This window comes from Wolbachia endosymbiont of Nomada ferruginata (genome assembly GCF_001675785.1).
GTDB classification, from domain to species: domain Bacteria; phylum Pseudomonadota; class Alphaproteobacteria; order Rickettsiales; family Anaplasmataceae; genus Wolbachia; species Wolbachia pipientis.
On the sequence record NZ_LYUY01000014.1, the window covers coordinates 1 to 16,736 of the forward strand.

Consider the following 16,736-nt stretch of genomic DNA (forward strand, 5'->3'; position numbering starts at 1 on the left):
TGGATAAGGGATTGCGTTTTGCGATAAGAGAAGGCGGTAGAACTGTTGGTTCTGGTGTTGTTTCTGAAATTTTGGAGTGAGAGTTTGAGTTATAGGAGTGTAGCTCAATTGGTAGAGCGCTGGTCTCCAAAACCAGAGGTTGTAGGTTCAATTCCTATCGCTCCTGCATTAATGTTGTGGTGGAAATGTTAAAAAGTTTGTGTGGTTTTTTCTGTGATATAAAGCAAGAAATACGAAGAATTGCTTGGGTAAAGAAACAGGAGGTGTTGTCATCTCTATTTGTTGTAATGATTGTTATATTATGCTTTTCGATTTTCTTCTGTTTTGTGGATTTTATGTCTCTTTACGTAATTAAGGCTTTATTTGGAATTATTTATGGAATGTGAATATAAATGGTATATCATTAAAGTTGATTATGGATATGAGCAAGGTATACGCGAATTGGTAAGTAATGCTGTTTATTTTAAGGAAGTGTTTATTCCTTATCAAACGGTATGTAATTCAAAGTCTGATATAAAAGAATTATGTGAAGTGTATGTATATATGCATCTGTGTGATGAAAGCAAAAATATTTTGAATCAAACGCCTGGATTCTGCAGTGGCGAATCTGGTAATTTTGAGATGATTTTAGATGATGAGATAAGTTTAAAGTGTAAGGAATTTAATAGGTATAAATGGTATATCTTGAGAGTTGCTTCTAATTGTGAAGAGAAAGTGCGCCAACATATATTGGAAAATTCTATGAGATTGGGTGTTAATGATTACTTTAAGGAAGTTTTTATTCCATATGAAGAGCTAAGTGAAGTAGAGTTGAAATCTAAGAAAATTGCTACACGAAGGAAATGCTTTCCTGGTTATGTCTTTTTATACGTGAATTTATGCGATGAAGTATTGAATTTTATCAATAATATACCAAAATCTCTTAAGGTTTATGGATTTTTGAAAAACGGTAATATTCCAAAGGTGATTTTGGATGATGAGATTCACTCAATGTGTAATGCACTTTATAATGCTCAAGAGACAAAGAAGTTAGGTTATGGTTATGAAAAAGGTGAAAAAGTGAAAATTAATGATGGTCTTTTTCAAAATTTTACTGGTAAGGTAAATATGGTAAACGATGAGAAAAAAATTATTAATGTGGAAGTATCGATTTTAGGTAAGCCGACAATAATAGAGCTTGATCTGGCTCAAGTAGAGAAAATAGAGGATTAATTATGAGTGTTATAGTTGCTAAGATTAACTTACTTATGGAAGCTGGGAAAGCAGTTCCAGGACCGAAAATTGCTTCAGTACTTGGTCCACGTGGTATACCTGTTCCTAAGTTTTGTGAAGCTTTTAATAAAGTTACTAGTGCTGCTAACGCTAATTATAAAGTAGGCGATTTAGTAACAGTGCGAATTTCCATAAAGGATGATCGCTCTCATGATTTTACTGTCAGCGGTCCGCCTGTGGCTTATTTACTTAAGCAGGAGGCTAAATTAAGTAAAAGTTCTGGTAATCCTGGTAAAGAATTAGTGGCTAAATTACCTATGTCTGCTATAATTAAAGTAGCAAAGTGCAAGATGGTTGATATGAAAGTGGATAATGAAGATTCAGCAGTGAAAATGGTTGTAGGCACTGCAAAATCTATGGGTATAGAAGTTGTGGAAGGTTAGGTAAATGAATACATATAATGATAATCCTAAGCAGTGTTTGAAGAAGATTGTTGAGTCTGCTTCAGCAAAATTTAATGAATCAGTTGATATTGCGGTCAATTTAGGCGTAGATTCACGTAAATCTGAAGAGCAGGTGCGTGGTACAGTAGTTTTGCCTAAAGGTATCGGGAAGAATATTAAAGTAGCTGTTTTTGCTCAAGATAAACATTTATTAGAAGCTGAAAAAGCTGGTGCTGATATTGCAGGAGGAGAGGATTTAGTTGAAGAAATAAAAAAAGGTAGAAAGTTAGATGTTGATTGGTGCATTACTACTCCTGATTTTATGGCAAAAATCACTCCTATTGCAAAAGTATTGGGTGCTAAAGGGCTGATGCCTAACCCTAAATTTGGTACTGTGACTTCTAACATTGCAGAAGCTATTAAAACCATTAAGTCTGGTCAGGTAAAATTTAGAACAGATAAAAATGGTGTTATTCATGGTAAATTAGGAAATATTAAATTTGATATTGATGACTTGCTAGAAAATTTAAAAGCCTTTCTTAAAGTAATTAAAGATAATAAACCTATTTCTGCGAAAGGAATTTACTTTAAGGGTGTTTTTTTAAATTCAACTATGGGTAAAGCTTATAAGATAGGCAAAGTGGAAGATATAATTTAAGGGAGTGATACCGTGAAGCGTAAAGATAAGGATGAATTTATACAGAGCACAATAAACGTATTTGTAAATAATGATTTCTTGATATTAGTAAATTTTAAATCTATAAATGCTAATGATTCATTAACTCTGAGGAATAGTCTGAAGTCTATAGCAGGTGGGGTATTAGTAGTTAAAAACACTCTAGCGCGTTTGGCTTTGGAAAGGACTGGTAAATTCTCTTATTTATCAGGCAAATTTTCCGGTCCTGTTGCTATTATATACTCTAGTGGCATAGTAGAAGCTGCAAAATTAATAGTTGATTTTACTAATGCTAACAAAGAAAAAATGTCTGTGATTTGCGCAGCTCATTTAAATGAATTGTTAACAGTGGAAGATGTTAATAAACTGGCTAAGTTGCCTTCTCTGGATGAATTGCGTGTTAAAATTATGCGTTTAATATCTTATGATATTCCTGCTCGGTTAGCGTTGTCTATTAATTCATCTTCTATGAGGCTTATGAGAGTTTTGGATTATTATAGTTCTAAAAAATAAATTTGTTGTTAAGTAAGGTGGTAATTATGAGTAATGTAACAAGTGATTTGGTTGATAAAATATTATCTTTAAACCTATTAGAGGCTTCTGAACTTGTAAAAGTTTTAGAAGAGAAAATAGGGTTGCCTGCTGGTTCTTTTCTTGGTGGAGCTGTTGGTGCTGGGGCACCTATTGGTGATAATGCTGCTGCTCCTGCTGCTCAAGAAAAAGCTGAGTATAAAGTTGTGATTAAAGAAATTGATGCGAGTAAAAAAATAGGAGTTATTAAAGCTGTGAGAGAGGTTAATTCTATATTGGGTTTAAAAGAAGCAAAAGAGTTGGTTGAATCTTTACCTAAAGATTTGACTGCTAATGTTCCTAAAGACGAAGCAGAAAAAATCAAGCAAAAACTTATTGAAGCAGGAGCAACTAAAGTGGAGCTTGAATAATATTTAATGTATTAATTTTATATTGATATAGCTCTTTTAATTAGTTTGGGGTATTTTAATGGTTGATTCTTCTTATATGTACGCTTCTGGTGCTTTTGTTCCTAGAGTTTCTTATTCTAGGTCGATTGATTTAAAAGATTCTTTATTGGATTTGGTTAAGGTTCAAAAAGAATCATATGATTCTTTTACTCCTAAGAATAAGGGTAATGAAAGACTTGAAGTTATCTTTCATACAATCTTTCCAATAAATGATCCTTTGCGTAGGGCTACTATTGAGTTTATAAGTTGTAGGGTAGATGATCCTAAGTATGATGAATCTGAGTGTATAAAGCGTGGTGTAACTTTTTCTGCTCAGGTTATTGCTTCTATACGTCTTGTTGTTATGCAGGATGGTATTTCTCTTGATGAATATAAATCGATTAAAGAGAGTGGAGATCATTCTAAACTTGCAACCGTTGTAAAATCTATAGAAGAGCAGAAAGTCCACTTTTGTGGGTTGCCTATGATGACTGATAAGGGCACTTTCATCATTAATGGTGTGGAAAAAGTTATCGTCTCACAAATGCATAGGTCTCCTGGTGTATTTTTTGATAGCGATAAGGGAAAAACTTACAATTCTGGTAAATTGATCTATTCTGCTAGAATTATTCCTTATAGGGGTTCTTGGCTTGATATTGAATTTGATGTTAAAGACCATTTGTATTTTCGTGTTGATAGAAAAAGAAAATTGCCAATTTCAGTTTTATTAAAGGCGTTGGGTCTATCAAATAATGATATACTCGATAGATTTTATGAGAAAATAAAGTATGTAAAACATAAAGATGGTTGGAAAGTGCCTTTTGTTCCTGATAAATTTAAAGGAGTGAGGCTACCTTTCGACTTAATGGATATTGAAGGTAATGTGCTGCTTAAAGCTAACGTTCGTATTACCTCAAGACTAGCTAAAAAGCTATATGATAATGAATTGAAAGAGTATCTGGTTCCTTTTAATTCTATATGTGGTTTATTCCTCGCAGAAGATTTAATGGATAGTGCTAGCTCTACGAAAATTTTATCTGCTGGTGAATCTATAAAGCTGGAAGACATAAAGAAGCTTGAGTTATTATCTGTAGATGAAATATCAGTGTTGAACATAGATAATTTGTTTGTTGGACCTTATATATTAAATACGCTTTTCTTAGATGAAAACATGTCTTATCAGGATGCACTATATGAAATATATAGAGTTTTGCGTCCTGGTGAAGTTCCTGTTTTAGAGATAGTAGAAGAGTTTTTCCGTAATCTTTTCTTCAGTCCGGAATATTATGATTTGTCTAACATTGGTAGGTTGAAGCTTAACTCTTACCTTGGATTAAATTATGATGAGGATTTAACTGTTTTAACGCATGAAGATATTATTGAAATTGTGAAAAAAATAGTATTGTTACGTGACGGTCAAGGCTCTGTAGATGATATTGATCATTTAGGAAACAGAAGAGTAAGATCAGTTGGAGAGTTTATAGAAAATCAATTTAGAACTGGGTTGTTGAAATTGGAACGCGCAATAGTTGATTCTATGTCCACTTCTAGTTTAGATAAAGTTTCTCCATCTGATTTTATTAATCCAAAAGTGTTAACTAATGTCTTAAGAGATTTCTTCAATTCTTCTCAATTATCGCAATTTATGGATCAGACTAATCCGTTATCTGAAATAACACATAAAAGAAGGTTATCCGCGTTAGGTCCTGGCGGTTTAACAAGAGAACGGGCAGGATTTGAGGTACGTGATGTTCATCCAACTCATTATGGAAGAATTTGCCCTATTGAGACTCCTGAAGGGCAAAATATAGGGTTAATCAACAGCTTAGCTATATACGCGCGTATTAATAAATATGGTTTCATTGAAAGCCCTTATAGAAAAGTAGTCAATAGGGTTGTTACTGATCAAATTGAGTATCTTTCTGCTATAGACGAAGGCTCACATCATATAGCTGACACTAGCGTAAAGCTTGATGAAAATAATTGCTTTGTTGATGACATGCTATACTGTAGATATGCTGGTAGCTTCGTCATGGTAAGTAGCGACCAAGTTAGTTACATTGACGTATCTCCTAAGCAGGTAATATCAGTTGCAGCTTCCTTGATTCCATTTTTAGAAAATGATGATGCTAATAGAGCATTAATGGGTTCAAATATGCAACGTCAGGCCGTACCTTTATTGAAGCCTACCGCTCCTCTGGTTGCTACTGGTATGGAGTCTTTTGTAGCTTCTGGCTCTGGTGCTGTAGTTTTAGCAAAACGCGATGGCATAGTTGATAGTTCTGATAGTAACTCTATAGTTATACGTGCTTTTGATAAAGAAAGGGTTAACTACTTGGACGTAGATATTTATCATCTAAGGAAATTTCAGCGTTCTAACCATAATACTTGTATTAATCAAAGACCGCTAGTGTGCGTAGGTGATTATGTTAAAAAGGGTGATGTAATAGCTGATGGTCCTGCAATTAACAGTGGTGAGTTGGCGCTTGGTAAAAATTTGCTAGTCGCTTTTATGTCTTGGCAAGGTTATAATTTTGAAGACTCTATTATTATTTCTAGTGAAGTTGTTAAAAAAGATCTCTTTACTTCTATTCATATAGAAGAATTTGACTGTGTTGTACATGATACCCCTTTAGGATCAGAAAAAATAACTCGTGCTATACCTGGTGTTAATGAAGAAAATCTATATCACTTGGATGATAGTGGTATAGTGAAAATTGGTACAAGAGTTGGTCCAGGCTATATTCTGGTAGGTAAAGTTACACCTAAACCTTCTCTTTCATTGCCTCCTGAAACGAAGTTATTAATGACAATTTTTGGTGAAAAGTCATTCGATTGTGCGGATTCCTCTTTATATACATCTCCAGATGTTGAAGGGACAGTAATTGATGTACAAGTCTTTACACGCAGGGGGGTTGAAGAAAATGAAAGGGCATTACTCATCAAACAAAAAGAGATAAATGACTTTGAGGAAGAGCGAGATTATATAATCAATGTTACTAGTGAATATTTCTATGATGAACTGAAGAAACTTCTTATTAATTCTGGTTCTCAAGATCGAGAAAAATTTGACTCTATTGAACGTGAGCAATGGTGGGGTATAGGATTAAAAAACCAATCCATTTCTGAGCAAGTTAAGAGCTTAAAAAAAGATTTTGATGAAAAAGTATCACATGCAATAGCACAGTTTAAGCGAAAAGTAGAAAAATTACATGAAGGTTATGACCTGCCTCAAGGTGTGTCGATGTCAGTAAAAGTTTTCATTGCTGTGAAACATAGTCTGCAGCCAGGGGATAAAATGGCTGGTAGACATGGGAATAAAGGTGTGATTTCTCGAGTTGTGCCAGTGGAAGATATGCCTTATTTGGAAGATGGTACTCCTGTTGATATTATTCTTAACCCTCTTGGTGTTCCTTCACGAATGAATGTAGGGCAAATACTGGAAACGCATGTAGGTTGGGCTTGTAGAAAATTAGGGGAAAAGGTAAGTAATATTCTCGATGGGATCAATAAGATCAAAAGTGCTTTTTGCAAGGGAATTAGGTCCCTTAACGATGATAATTTTACACAATTTGCAGTAGCATACCTTGATAATAAAAAAATTGAAAATATTGATGATGATGAAATAACGGCTTCTGTTTTAAATACACCTAATAAGAATGCACTAAATGACGAGTTGAATGAGTTAGTAGAGAACTATTTGAACTCTTGTAAAAGTTCATACAGCAATTTACGTAACTTCCTGATTGAGGTTTATAGCTATGGCAGTAACGTATCTATCTGTAATGATATTCGTAATATTAGTGATAATAATCTCATTGAATTTGCACGCAAATTACGTGATGGCGTTCCTGTTGCTGCACCTGTATTTGAGGGTCCAAAAGATGAACAAATAGCAAAATTATTTGAACTTGCTGGTTTAGATAACTCTGGACAAGCTGTATTATATGACGGTTGCAGTGGTGAAAAATTCGACCGCAAGGTTACAGTTGGTTATATGTACATGCTTAAGTTGCACCACTTGGTTGATGGTAAAATTCATGCGCGTTCAGTAGGGCCTTATAGTTTGGTTACTCAACAACCTCTTGGAGGAAAATCTCATTTTGGTGGTCAGCGTTTTGGTGAAATGGAATGTTGGGCATTACAAGCCTATGGTGCTGCTTATACTTTGCAGGAAATGTTAACTGTGAAGTCTGATGATATTAATGGTAGAGTTAAGATTTATGAATCGATAATAAAAGGTGACAGTAATTTTGAATGTGGAATTCCTGAATCCTTTAATGTGATGATAAAAGAACTACGTTCTTTATGTTTAAATGTAGATTTAAAGCAAAATGATGTAGTGATTGAAGATATATCTCACACTAACATTGCACAACCTTTTAATGAGGTTAGCATATCGATTGCTAGCCCTGAAAGTATTAAGCGTATATCTTGTGGTGAGATAGAAGATGTTTCAACTGCAAATTATCGTACGTTCAAAGTTGAGAAAGGTGGATTATTTTGCCCTAAGGTTTTTGGCCCTGTCAATGACGATGAATGTTTATGTGGAAAATACAAAAAAAGAAGACACAGAGGTCGTATATGCGAAAAATGCGGAGTAGAAGTTACATCTTCTAAAGTAAGAAGAGAAAGGATGGGTCATATAGAGCTTGCATCTCCTGTTGCTCATATATGGTTTTTGAAATCGCTTCCTTCAAGAATTGGAGCATTATTGGATATGTCTCTCAGAGATATTGAGAATATTTTATATAGCGATAATTATATCGTAATAGATCCTCTTGTTTCGCCTTTTGAAAAAGGTGAGATTATTAGTGAAAAAGCTTATAATGAAGCTAAAGATAGCTATGGGATCGATAGTTTTGTAGCTATGCAAGGTGTTGAAGCTATAAGAGAGTTGCTAACGCGCCTTGATTTACATGAAATTAGGAAGGATTTAAGACTAGAATTAGAATCTGTTGCTTCTGAGATAAGAAGAAAGAAAATTATAAAGAGATTGCGTATTGTTGAAAACTTCATTAAATCTGGAAATAGGCCTGAGTGGATGATACTTACAACTATACCTATTTTACCACCTGATTTGCGTCCTTTGGTATCGCTTGAGAGTGGTCGTCCTGCAGTTTCTGATCTGAATCATCATTATAGGACTATTATTAATAGAAATAACAGGTTGAGGAAATTGTTGAGCTTAAATCCTCCTGAGATTATGATTCGTAATGAAAAAAGGATGTTACAAGAAGCAGTTGATTCTCTTTTTGATAATGGTCGTCGTAATACTTTGGTAAATAAAGCTGGTGCTGTTGGATATAAAAAGTCCATTAGTGATATGTTAAAAGGAAAACAGGGTCGTTTTCGCCAGAACCTCTTAGGAAAAAGGGTAGACTACTCTGGACGTTCTGTAATAGTTGTTGGTCCAACTTTGAAACTAAATCAGTGTGGATTACCAAAAAGAATGGCTCTTGAACTATTCAAACCTTTTGTTTACTCAAAGCTTAAGATGTATGGTATGGCTCCAACTATTAAGTTTGCTAGTAAGTTGATAAGAGCAGAAAAACCAGAAGTTTGGGATATGCTTGAAGAGGTAATAAAAGAGCATCCTGTTTTGTTGAATAGAGCGCCTACGCTACATAGACTTGGTATTCAGGCTTTTGAGCCAATCCTTATTGAAGGCAAAGCAATACAGCTTCATCCGCTTGTCTGTACGGCGTTTAATGCTGATTTTGATGGTGATCAAATGGCAGTGCATGTGCCAATTTCATTGGAAGCTCAGCTTGAAGCTAGGGTGTTGATGATGTCCACTAATAACGTTTTAAGTCCTTCTAATGGCAGACCGATTATAGTTCCTAGTAAAGATATAGTACTTGGTATATATTATCTGACTTTACAAGAACCTAAGGAAGATAATTTACCATCTTTTGGTGCTTTTTGTGAAGTTGAGCATTCCTTGAGTGATGGTACTTTACATATTCATTCTAGTATAAAGTATAGGATGGAGTATATTAATAGCAGCGGTGAAACTCACTATAAAACTGTTTGTACAACTCCTGGCCGTTTAATATTATGGCAAATTTTTCCTAAGCATGAGAATCTAGGCTTCGATCTAATAAATCAGATATTAACAGTCAAGGAAATAACTGGTATAGTTGATTTGGTATATCGTAACTGTGGTCAAAGTGCTACAGTGGCATTTTCTGATAAATTAATGGTACTTGGCTTTGAGTATGCCACATTTTCTGGTGTCTCTTTTGGTCGTTGTGATATGGTTATACCTGAAACTAAAGCTACACATGTTGATCACGCGAGGGGTGAAATTAAGAAATTCTCTATGCAATATCAAGATGGGCTAATAACTAGAAGTGAGAGGTATAACAAGGTTATAGATGAATGGTCTAAGTGTACGGATATGATAGCTAATGATATGTTAAAAGCAATATCTATATATGATGGAAATAGTAAGTACAACTCAGTGTATATGATGGTTAACTCTGGTGCAAGGGGTTCTACTTCACAGATGAAACAGCTAGCAGGAATGCGAGGGCTCATGACCAAACCTTCTGGTGAGATTATAGAAACACCTATAATTTCTAATTTCCGTGAAGGATTGAACGTATTTGAATACTTTAATTCTACTCACGGTGCGCGTAAAGGTTTAGCTGACACTGCACTTAAAACTGCAAACTCTGGATACTTAACTCGTCGTTTAGTTGATGTATCTCAAAATTGCATAGTTACAAAGCATGACTGTAAAACAAAAAATGGTCTTGTTGTGAGAGCTACAGTTGAAGGAAGTACTATAGTTGCATCTCTAGAGAGTGTTGTGCTGGGTAGAACAGCTGCAAATGATATATATAACCCAGTGACAAAAGAATTATTAGTAAAAGCAGGGGAATTAATTGATGAGGATAAAGTAAAGCAAATCAGCATTGCAGGTCTTGATGTTGTAAAAATTAGATCGCCTTTAACTTGTGAAATAAGTCCTGATGTATGTTCTTTATGTTATGGAAGAGACCTTGCAACTGGTAAAATTGTTTCAATAGGTGAAGCAGTTGGTGTTATAGCTGCTCAATCTGTTGGAGAGCCAGGTACTCAGTTAACGATGCGTACTTTTCATATAGGTGGAGTAATGACTAGAGGCGTTGAATCCTCGAATATTATAGCTTCTATTAATGCTAAAATAAAGTTAAACAATAGTAATATAATTATAGATAGAAACGGAAATAAAATTGTGATAAGCCGTTCCTGTGAAGTCGTGTTGATTGATAGCCTTGGTAGTGAGAAGTTGAAGCACAGTGTACCTTACGGCGCTAAGTTTTATGTAGATGAGAGTGGGTCAGTAAAAATTGGCGATAAAGTTGCGGAATGGGATCCTTATACATTGCCTATTATCACGGAGAAGACTGGTACAGTGTCTTATCAGGACTTAAAAGATGGAATTTCGATTACTGAAGTGATGGATGAATCTACAGGAATATCAAGCAAAGTAGTAAAAGACTGGAAATTGCATTCTGGTGGAGCTAGTTTACGTCCTCGTATTGTGCTGCTTGACGATAATGGTGAAGTAATGACACTCGCAAGTGGCGTTGAAGCATGTTATTTTATACCAATTGGTGCAGTGCTCAATGTACAAAATGGCCAGAAGGTTCATGCAGGTGATGTTATTACAAGAACACCAAGAGAGTCAGTTAAAACTCGTGATATTACTGGTGGTTTACCGAGGGTTATAGAGTTATTTGAAGCACGTCGTCCTAAAGAGCATGCTATTGTTAGTGAGATAGATGGCTATGTAGCGTTTTCTGAAAAAGACCGTAGAGGAAAACGCAGTATATTAATTAAACCTGTAGATGAACAAATTTCTCCAGTTGAATATTTGGTATCAAGAAGTAAGCATGTAATAGTCAATGAAGGTGATTTTGTACGTAAAGGTGATCTATTGATGGATGGTGACCCTGATCTCCATGATATTTTACGTGTGCTTGGGTTAGAAGCTTTAGCGCACTATATGATTTCTGAAATACAGCAAGTTTATAGATTGCAGGGTGTTCGTATAGACAATAAGCATTTAGAGGTGATCTTAAAACAAATGCTACAAAAAGTGGAAATTACTGATCCTGGTGATACTATGTACTTGGTTGGCGAAAGCATTGACAAGCTGGAAGTTGATAGGGAAAATGATGCTATGAGTAACTCTGGCAAACGGCCTACTCATTATCTTCCTATTCTGCAGGGGATTACTAGGGCAAGTCTTGAAACTAGCTCCTTTATTTCTGCTGCCTCTTTCCAAGAGACAACAAAAGTACTTACAGAAGCAGCATTCTGCGGGAAGAGTGATCCTTTAAGTGGATTAAAAGAAAATGTTATAGTAGGAAGATTAATTCCTGCTGGTACAGGTTTGATTATGAATAAGATCAGAGCACTTTCACTTTGTGATAATGTGGATAAATATGAAAAATATTTTGATATTGAAACTTATGACGAGGAATGGTTGATGGATAATGGTTGTCATTTACACTCTGGTGAGGAAGAGAGCGTAGTGGCATACGATCAGTCGAATTGAGTACAGCTAGTGTGTCTCTTGACCAAAAAAGCCAATAATATTTTCTTTCACTTCTGTGCTATCTGTCATGTTATTTACTCTCACACGAAATTCAGATGAGCCTTGAAGCCCGCTACTGTACCAACCTATGTGTTTGCGGGCCATCTTTATTCCTGTGTCATTTCCATAGTACTCAAGAATATTGTCGTAATGCTCGAGTATGATGCTTAATCTCTCTGAAGCTGTTGGCTCAGAAGTTTCACTTCCACTGAGAAAGTTCATTGCTTGATTAATCAGCCAAGGTTTACCGTAGGCACCACGACCTATCATCACTCCGTCTGCTCCGGATTCTTTAAGAGCACTTTGAATATCACTCAAGTTTTTAATATCGCCATTTACTATAACTGGAATTTTCACTTGTTCTTTAACATTTCTAACGAATTTCCAATCTGCTTGACCGTTATAGAGCTGTGCTCTTGTCCTTCCATGCACAGTAATCATTTTTGCTCCTAAGTCTTCGGCAATTTTCGCAAGTCTCGGGGCATTGCGATTTTCATCGTTCCATCCAGTGCGCATTTTCACCGTAACTGGCATATTCACTGCTTTGACCACAGCTTCAATTATCTCAGCGGCTTTTTTCTCATCACGCATTAGCGCTGATCCTGCATAACCGTTTACAACTTTTTTAACAGGGCAACCAAAGTTTATGTCTATAATTTTTGCTCCCATGTCCTCGTTTAATTTTGCAGCCTCCGCCATAACATCTGGCTCACACCCAGCAAGCTGCACAGCAGTTAATGCATCGACTTTTGCTTTTTGCAAACTCTGACGAGTTTGCATAATCATAGCTCTGCTTGCGATCATCTCTGAAACTAACAAACTTGCACCAAGTTTCTTCACAATACTTCTAAACGGATAATCAGTCACCCCAGACATTGGCGCTAAAATTACCGGAGAATCAATCGTCAAATTTCCTATTTGGAGGGGCATAAGGTCAATGGTAATTTTTCATTGATTACATAATGTAACACAAACTTGCATTCTCCCTTGAAATAGAAGACTGAGATGTTTTCGTCCTTGGCGGACGCTTACGATTTCTTAGATCTTCCTTACATTTCTCATCTTCCATAAGCGCTCTTGTAAATTCTTCTCTTTTCTCATTCAAATCAAATTTATATTCTGATAACTTTTTGTCAATTTCGTCAAATGATTTGTCTTCGTTAAGCATTTGTGTAATTTTATGAGCATTTTCTAACGCAAATATTCCACAGTTATACCCGTCACTTTGCTGCTTAGTTGGGGAAATTCTTATGTCTAATACCCATTCCTCTTTTTGCAGTTCTCTTTTAACAATATTTAGCACATTATCTGGCAATTGATTACCAAATGAGTCACAGTAATAAGCTCTAAATTTTTTATCACCTGCATCAGGTTTAATAACCAAAGTTACCCAATGATTGTTGTTAATATGAAGAACCGAAGTAAATATCAATTTAGAATTTTGTTTTAATTCACCTCTATAATTCTGAAGAAATTCTTTTGTGAGTTCGTCCCAACCATTAGAATAGCTAGGGGCAAGAAAATAGACATTATTATTACTATATTCACTTTGTGAGTACCCATATACAACTCTTGCAATATGTGTAATGTCATTATCATCTAACCAGTAACTATAGTTTTTTCTGTTTGTCTGATGCACAAGAGTGTCCAAATCTTCATGAAACTCTTTACCACCCAAACCACTATCCAAAGAGCTTCTACGACTACTGTTCCTTGAATTGGGTTCACTTCCTGGTACAATACCACTATCTCCATCTTGAGTTTTTTGCTCACCTTGACTTGCTCTTTTTCCATTAATATAGTTCTTTGCTAATTTGTATGCTACTGTAAGAATTATTCCCATTAAAACCCAAACTACAGGGTTAGAGATGAGTATAGCAAGTGGAAAGGTCAATAGAGGAGATCCTATTACCGCCCCTAAACAGCCAACAGCAAATGTGGCTGCTAGGCATACACAAGTAGCGTAGATAACGAATTTCCCACCAGCAAAGTAAGTGCTCTCTTTAAGTTGATTATATTTTTCTGTGACGCCCATACTACATCCTATAAACGCTAAGTTAATTAAATTTTAACAAATTCTAACAAAAAAATCAACCATAATAATTTTAGTAGTATGAGAAAATATTGAATATTAAGAGCTTTTAAAGTACAGTAACAATGTTAGTAATAGCACAATATATGCACGATATAGAATATATACGTAAGAACTTTGAAGAATTTGAGAAGGCAATGAAAAGCAGGGGAATTAGAGAATCTACTGCGGAAGAGATATTAGAAATTGATCACGAGAAAAGGTCATTAACCACTAAACTGCAAGATTTAAATAGGCAGCGCAATGAAATCACAGAGGAAATAAAGAAGCTGAAAATGAGCAAGAGCCCCTGTGAAGAGCAAATAAAATCATCAAAAAACATTACGAATGAAATAGAGGCAATTAGCTTAAAAGAACAAGCAGAAAAGGATAAGTTGGTGAATGTTTTATCTAACTTGCCGAATATTTCTGCGCAAGATGTGCCAATAGGCGCAAATGAGAGCTCCAACATAGAAATTAGAAAATACGGAGAAAAAAGGCAATTTGATTTTACGCCAAAGTCTCATTATGAATTGGGAGAAAAATTAAATTTGATGGACTTTGAACAAGCAGCAAGAATTTCCGGATCAAGATTTGCGATATTAAAAGGACAGTTAGCTAAGCTTGGACGAGCGCTGATAAATTTTATGCTTGAAATGCATGTTAATGAATTTGGCTATACTGAGGTATATCACCCAGCTTTAGTAAAAAACGAAGCTATGTATAACGTTGGTCAGCTACCGAAATTTTCAGATGATTCGTATTTAACTACCGACGAATTGAGGTTGATTCCCACAAGTGAAGTGTTTTTAACAAATTTGGTTGCTGATAAAATAGTAGAGGAAAAAGAACTGCCTATTCGTTTTACTGCGTATTCAGAGTGTTTTCGTAAAGAAGCAGGCAGCGCAGGGCGAGACACGAGAGGCATGATAAGGCAACACCAATTTGGTAAGGTGGAATTGGTGAGTATCACAACTGAAGACCAATCAAATGATGAACTTGAGCGCATGACGAGTATTGTTGAAGAGATATTAAAAAAACTAGAATTACCGTATAGAGTAATGCTACTCTGTAGTGGTGATATGGGTTTTGCTGCACAAAGGACTTATGACATAGAGGTATGGTTACCTGAGCAAGATAAATATAGAGAAATATCAAGCTGCTCAAATTGTGGTGCATTTCAAGCAAGAAGGATGAACGCTAAATACTCTTCAGAAACTGATAAAAAGATGAAAAAATATATTCACACTTTAAACGGCTCAGCTTTAGCTATAGGAAGAACGATTATTGCCATAATGGAGAATTATCAAAATTCTGACGGGTCGATTGCAATACCAAACGTGTTGCAAAAATACATGAGTAATGATACTGTTATAAGCAAATAATAATTTTGACATATAGAAAAGCGAGGAAATAAAGATGAAGGTTCTGGTTATAGGTTCTGGTGGGCGTGAGCACGCTCTACTTTGGGCTCTAAAAAAATCTCCTATCTTGACTGAGTTATATGTAACTCCTGGTCGCTCGGCCATGGAAAATTTGGGAGTTCTTGTGGATGTAAATATTCAAAATTCAGTGGATGTTACACAATTTTGCAAGAGAGAAAATATAGAGTTGGTTGTTATTGGTCCAGAACAACCAATAATTGATGGGCTTGCTGATGATTTAGTTGCAGAGGGAATAAATGTTTTTGCTCCAAGTCAAGCAACTGCAAAACTTGAGGGATCGAAGTCTTTCACCAAGGGACTATGTAAACGATATGGTATACCAACTGCCAAGTACGAGTGTTTTGTTGATGAAGGGTTAGCTAAAGATTTTGTACGTAGCAATAAAATAAAGTTTCCACTTGTAGTGAAAGCAAATGGAATTGCAGCAGGAAAAGGGGTGGTTATATGTAATACAGAAAGCGAAGCTTTTGCAGCAATAAATTTAATGCTAGTGGAGAAAAAATTTGGTGAATCAGGTGAAGAAATAATCATAGAAGAGTTTTTAATTGGAGAAGAAGTAAGTTTTTTTGCTCTTATTGATGGGTTGAAAGTAGTAACTCTTGGGTGTGCAAAAGATTATAAGAGAGTTGATGAAAGTAATGAAAGCCAAAATACTGGAGGTATGGGGTCGTACTCATCACCTTCAATTATAAGTAAGGACATGGAGCAAAAAATTATCCAAAAAATAATATACCCTACAGCTCAAGCATTGGTTAACATGGGTACGTCTTATAAAGGAGTACTCTTTGCTGGTTTAATGATTTGCAAAGATAGCCCAAAACTTCTCGAGTATAACGTTAGATTCGGTGATCCAGAAACGCAATCTATATTACCTAGATTTGATTCAAATTGCGATTTGTTAAAATTGATGTTGTCAGTTGCAGAAGGAAAGTTAAATGTCAAAATGGTGGAACTTAACAACAAATCTACAGTTTGTGTAGTTGTTGCAAGTAAAGGCTATCCGGGTGATTATCAAAAGGGAGAAGTAATTAAAGGATTAGATAAGATTGAAAGCATTCCTGGTGTGTTGGTGTTTCATGCTGGTACTAAATTGGATGAAAGTGGTAACTTAGTTTCCGATGGCGGAAGAGTGCTAAATATAGTAGCAGAAGGGAGCACTATAGAGGAAGCCAAAAGTAAGGTGTACTCAGCATTAAATTTTTTAGAATGGCCAGGGGGCTTCTTCAGATACGATATCGGTAGTTAATGTTAAGCAGGTAGCCCACAGAAACGAAAAACTTCCTTGACAAACTCCGCCAGCCCCCTTATCATGAAACTGAAGCTATTGTATTTGCTTT

Annotated in this window: 12 protein-coding genes and 1 tRNA gene; 11 read left to right on the forward strand and 2 right to left on the reverse strand. The window is 35.5% G+C overall.

Features of this window, described 5'->3' with window-relative positions; all coding sequences use genetic code 11:
* The 9 genes from BA053_RS06590 to BA053_RS01620 form a co-directional block, all read left to right on the forward strand.
* Positions 1 to 80: EF-Tu C-terminal domain-related protein (locus BA053_RS06590; protein ID WP_156517993.1), on the forward strand; the 80-nt coding region annotated here is incomplete at its 5' end.
* Positions 81 to 93: 13 nt separating this feature from the next.
* A tRNA-Trp gene (locus BA053_RS01585) sits at positions 94 to 166 on the forward strand.
* Positions 167 to 176: 10 nt separating this feature from the next.
* Positions 177 to 386: a preprotein translocase subunit SecE gene (gene secE / locus BA053_RS01590; protein WP_006279543.1), complete on the forward strand. Its 210-nt coding sequence runs from the start codon at positions 177 to 179 to the stop codon at positions 384 to 386.
* Positions 376 to 1,212: a transcription termination/antitermination protein NusG gene (gene nusG, locus BA053_RS01595; RefSeq protein WP_065094731.1), complete on the forward strand. Its 837-nt coding sequence runs from the start codon at positions 376 to 378 to the stop codon at positions 1,210 to 1,212. The genes secE and nusG overlap by 11 nt, the downstream gene beginning before the upstream one ends.
* Positions 1,213 to 1,214: 2 nt before the next feature.
* Positions 1,215 to 1,655 carry a 50S ribosomal protein L11 gene (locus tag BA053_RS01600; RefSeq protein WP_006279541.1) on the forward strand — a complete coding sequence of 147 codons (441 nt, stop codon included), beginning with the start codon at positions 1,215 to 1,217 and terminating at the stop codon, positions 1,653 to 1,655.
* 4 nt (positions 1,656 to 1,659) lie between these two features.
* Positions 1,660 to 2,313, forward strand: a complete 654-nt coding sequence (gene rplA, locus BA053_RS01605) for a 50S ribosomal protein L1 (RefSeq protein ID WP_065094732.1) — start codon at positions 1,660 to 1,662, stop codon at positions 2,311 to 2,313.
* Between the two features lie 12 nt (positions 2,314 to 2,325).
* A complete protein-coding gene (rplJ, locus tag BA053_RS01610) occupies positions 2,326 to 2,844 on the forward strand; it encodes a 50S ribosomal protein L10 (RefSeq protein WP_006279539.1) in 519 nt (172 codons plus the stop codon).
* A 26-nt stretch (positions 2,845 to 2,870) separates the two neighbouring features.
* Positions 2,871 to 3,272: a 50S ribosomal protein L7/L12 gene (gene rplL / locus BA053_RS01615; RefSeq protein WP_065094733.1), complete on the forward strand. Its 402-nt coding sequence runs from the start codon at positions 2,871 to 2,873 to the stop codon at positions 3,270 to 3,272.
* A 58-nt stretch (positions 3,273 to 3,330) separates the two neighbouring features.
* Positions 3,331 to 11,844, forward strand: coding sequence for a DNA-directed RNA polymerase subunit beta/beta' (locus BA053_RS01620; RefSeq protein ID WP_065095347.1), 8,514 nt, complete (start codon positions 3,331 to 3,333; stop codon positions 11,842 to 11,844).
* Positions 11,845 to 11,850: 6 nt separating this feature from the next.
* Here the strand turns inward: BA053_RS01620 and dusB are convergent, their stop codons facing one another.
* Together dusB and BA053_RS01630 are read right to left on the reverse strand one after the other, a co-directional pair.
* Positions 11,851 to 12,813, reverse strand: coding sequence for a tRNA dihydrouridine synthase DusB (dusB, locus tag BA053_RS01625; RefSeq protein ID WP_065106682.1), 963 nt, complete (start codon positions 12,811 to 12,813; stop codon positions 11,851 to 11,853).
* 25 nt (positions 12,814 to 12,838) lie between these two features.
* On the reverse strand, positions 12,839 to 13,918 hold the full coding sequence (locus BA053_RS01630; RefSeq protein ID WP_065106683.1) for a Ulp1 family isopeptidase: 1,080 nt from the start codon (positions 13,916 to 13,918) through the stop codon (positions 12,839 to 12,841).
* A gap of 143 nt (positions 13,919 to 14,061) precedes the next feature.
* On the opposite strand from BA053_RS01630, the gene serS reads away from it, so the two are divergent.
* A complete protein-coding gene (serS, locus tag BA053_RS01635; protein WP_065094738.1) occupies positions 14,062 to 15,339 on the forward strand; it encodes a serine--tRNA ligase in 1,278 nt (425 codons plus the stop codon).
* Between the two features lie 34 nt (positions 15,340 to 15,373).
* Entirely contained in the window at positions 15,374 to 16,645 is a 1,272-nt protein-coding gene (gene purD, locus BA053_RS01640; protein WP_065106684.1) for a phosphoribosylamine--glycine ligase, read from the forward strand.
* Positions 16,646 to 16,736: the final 91 nt, after the last annotated feature.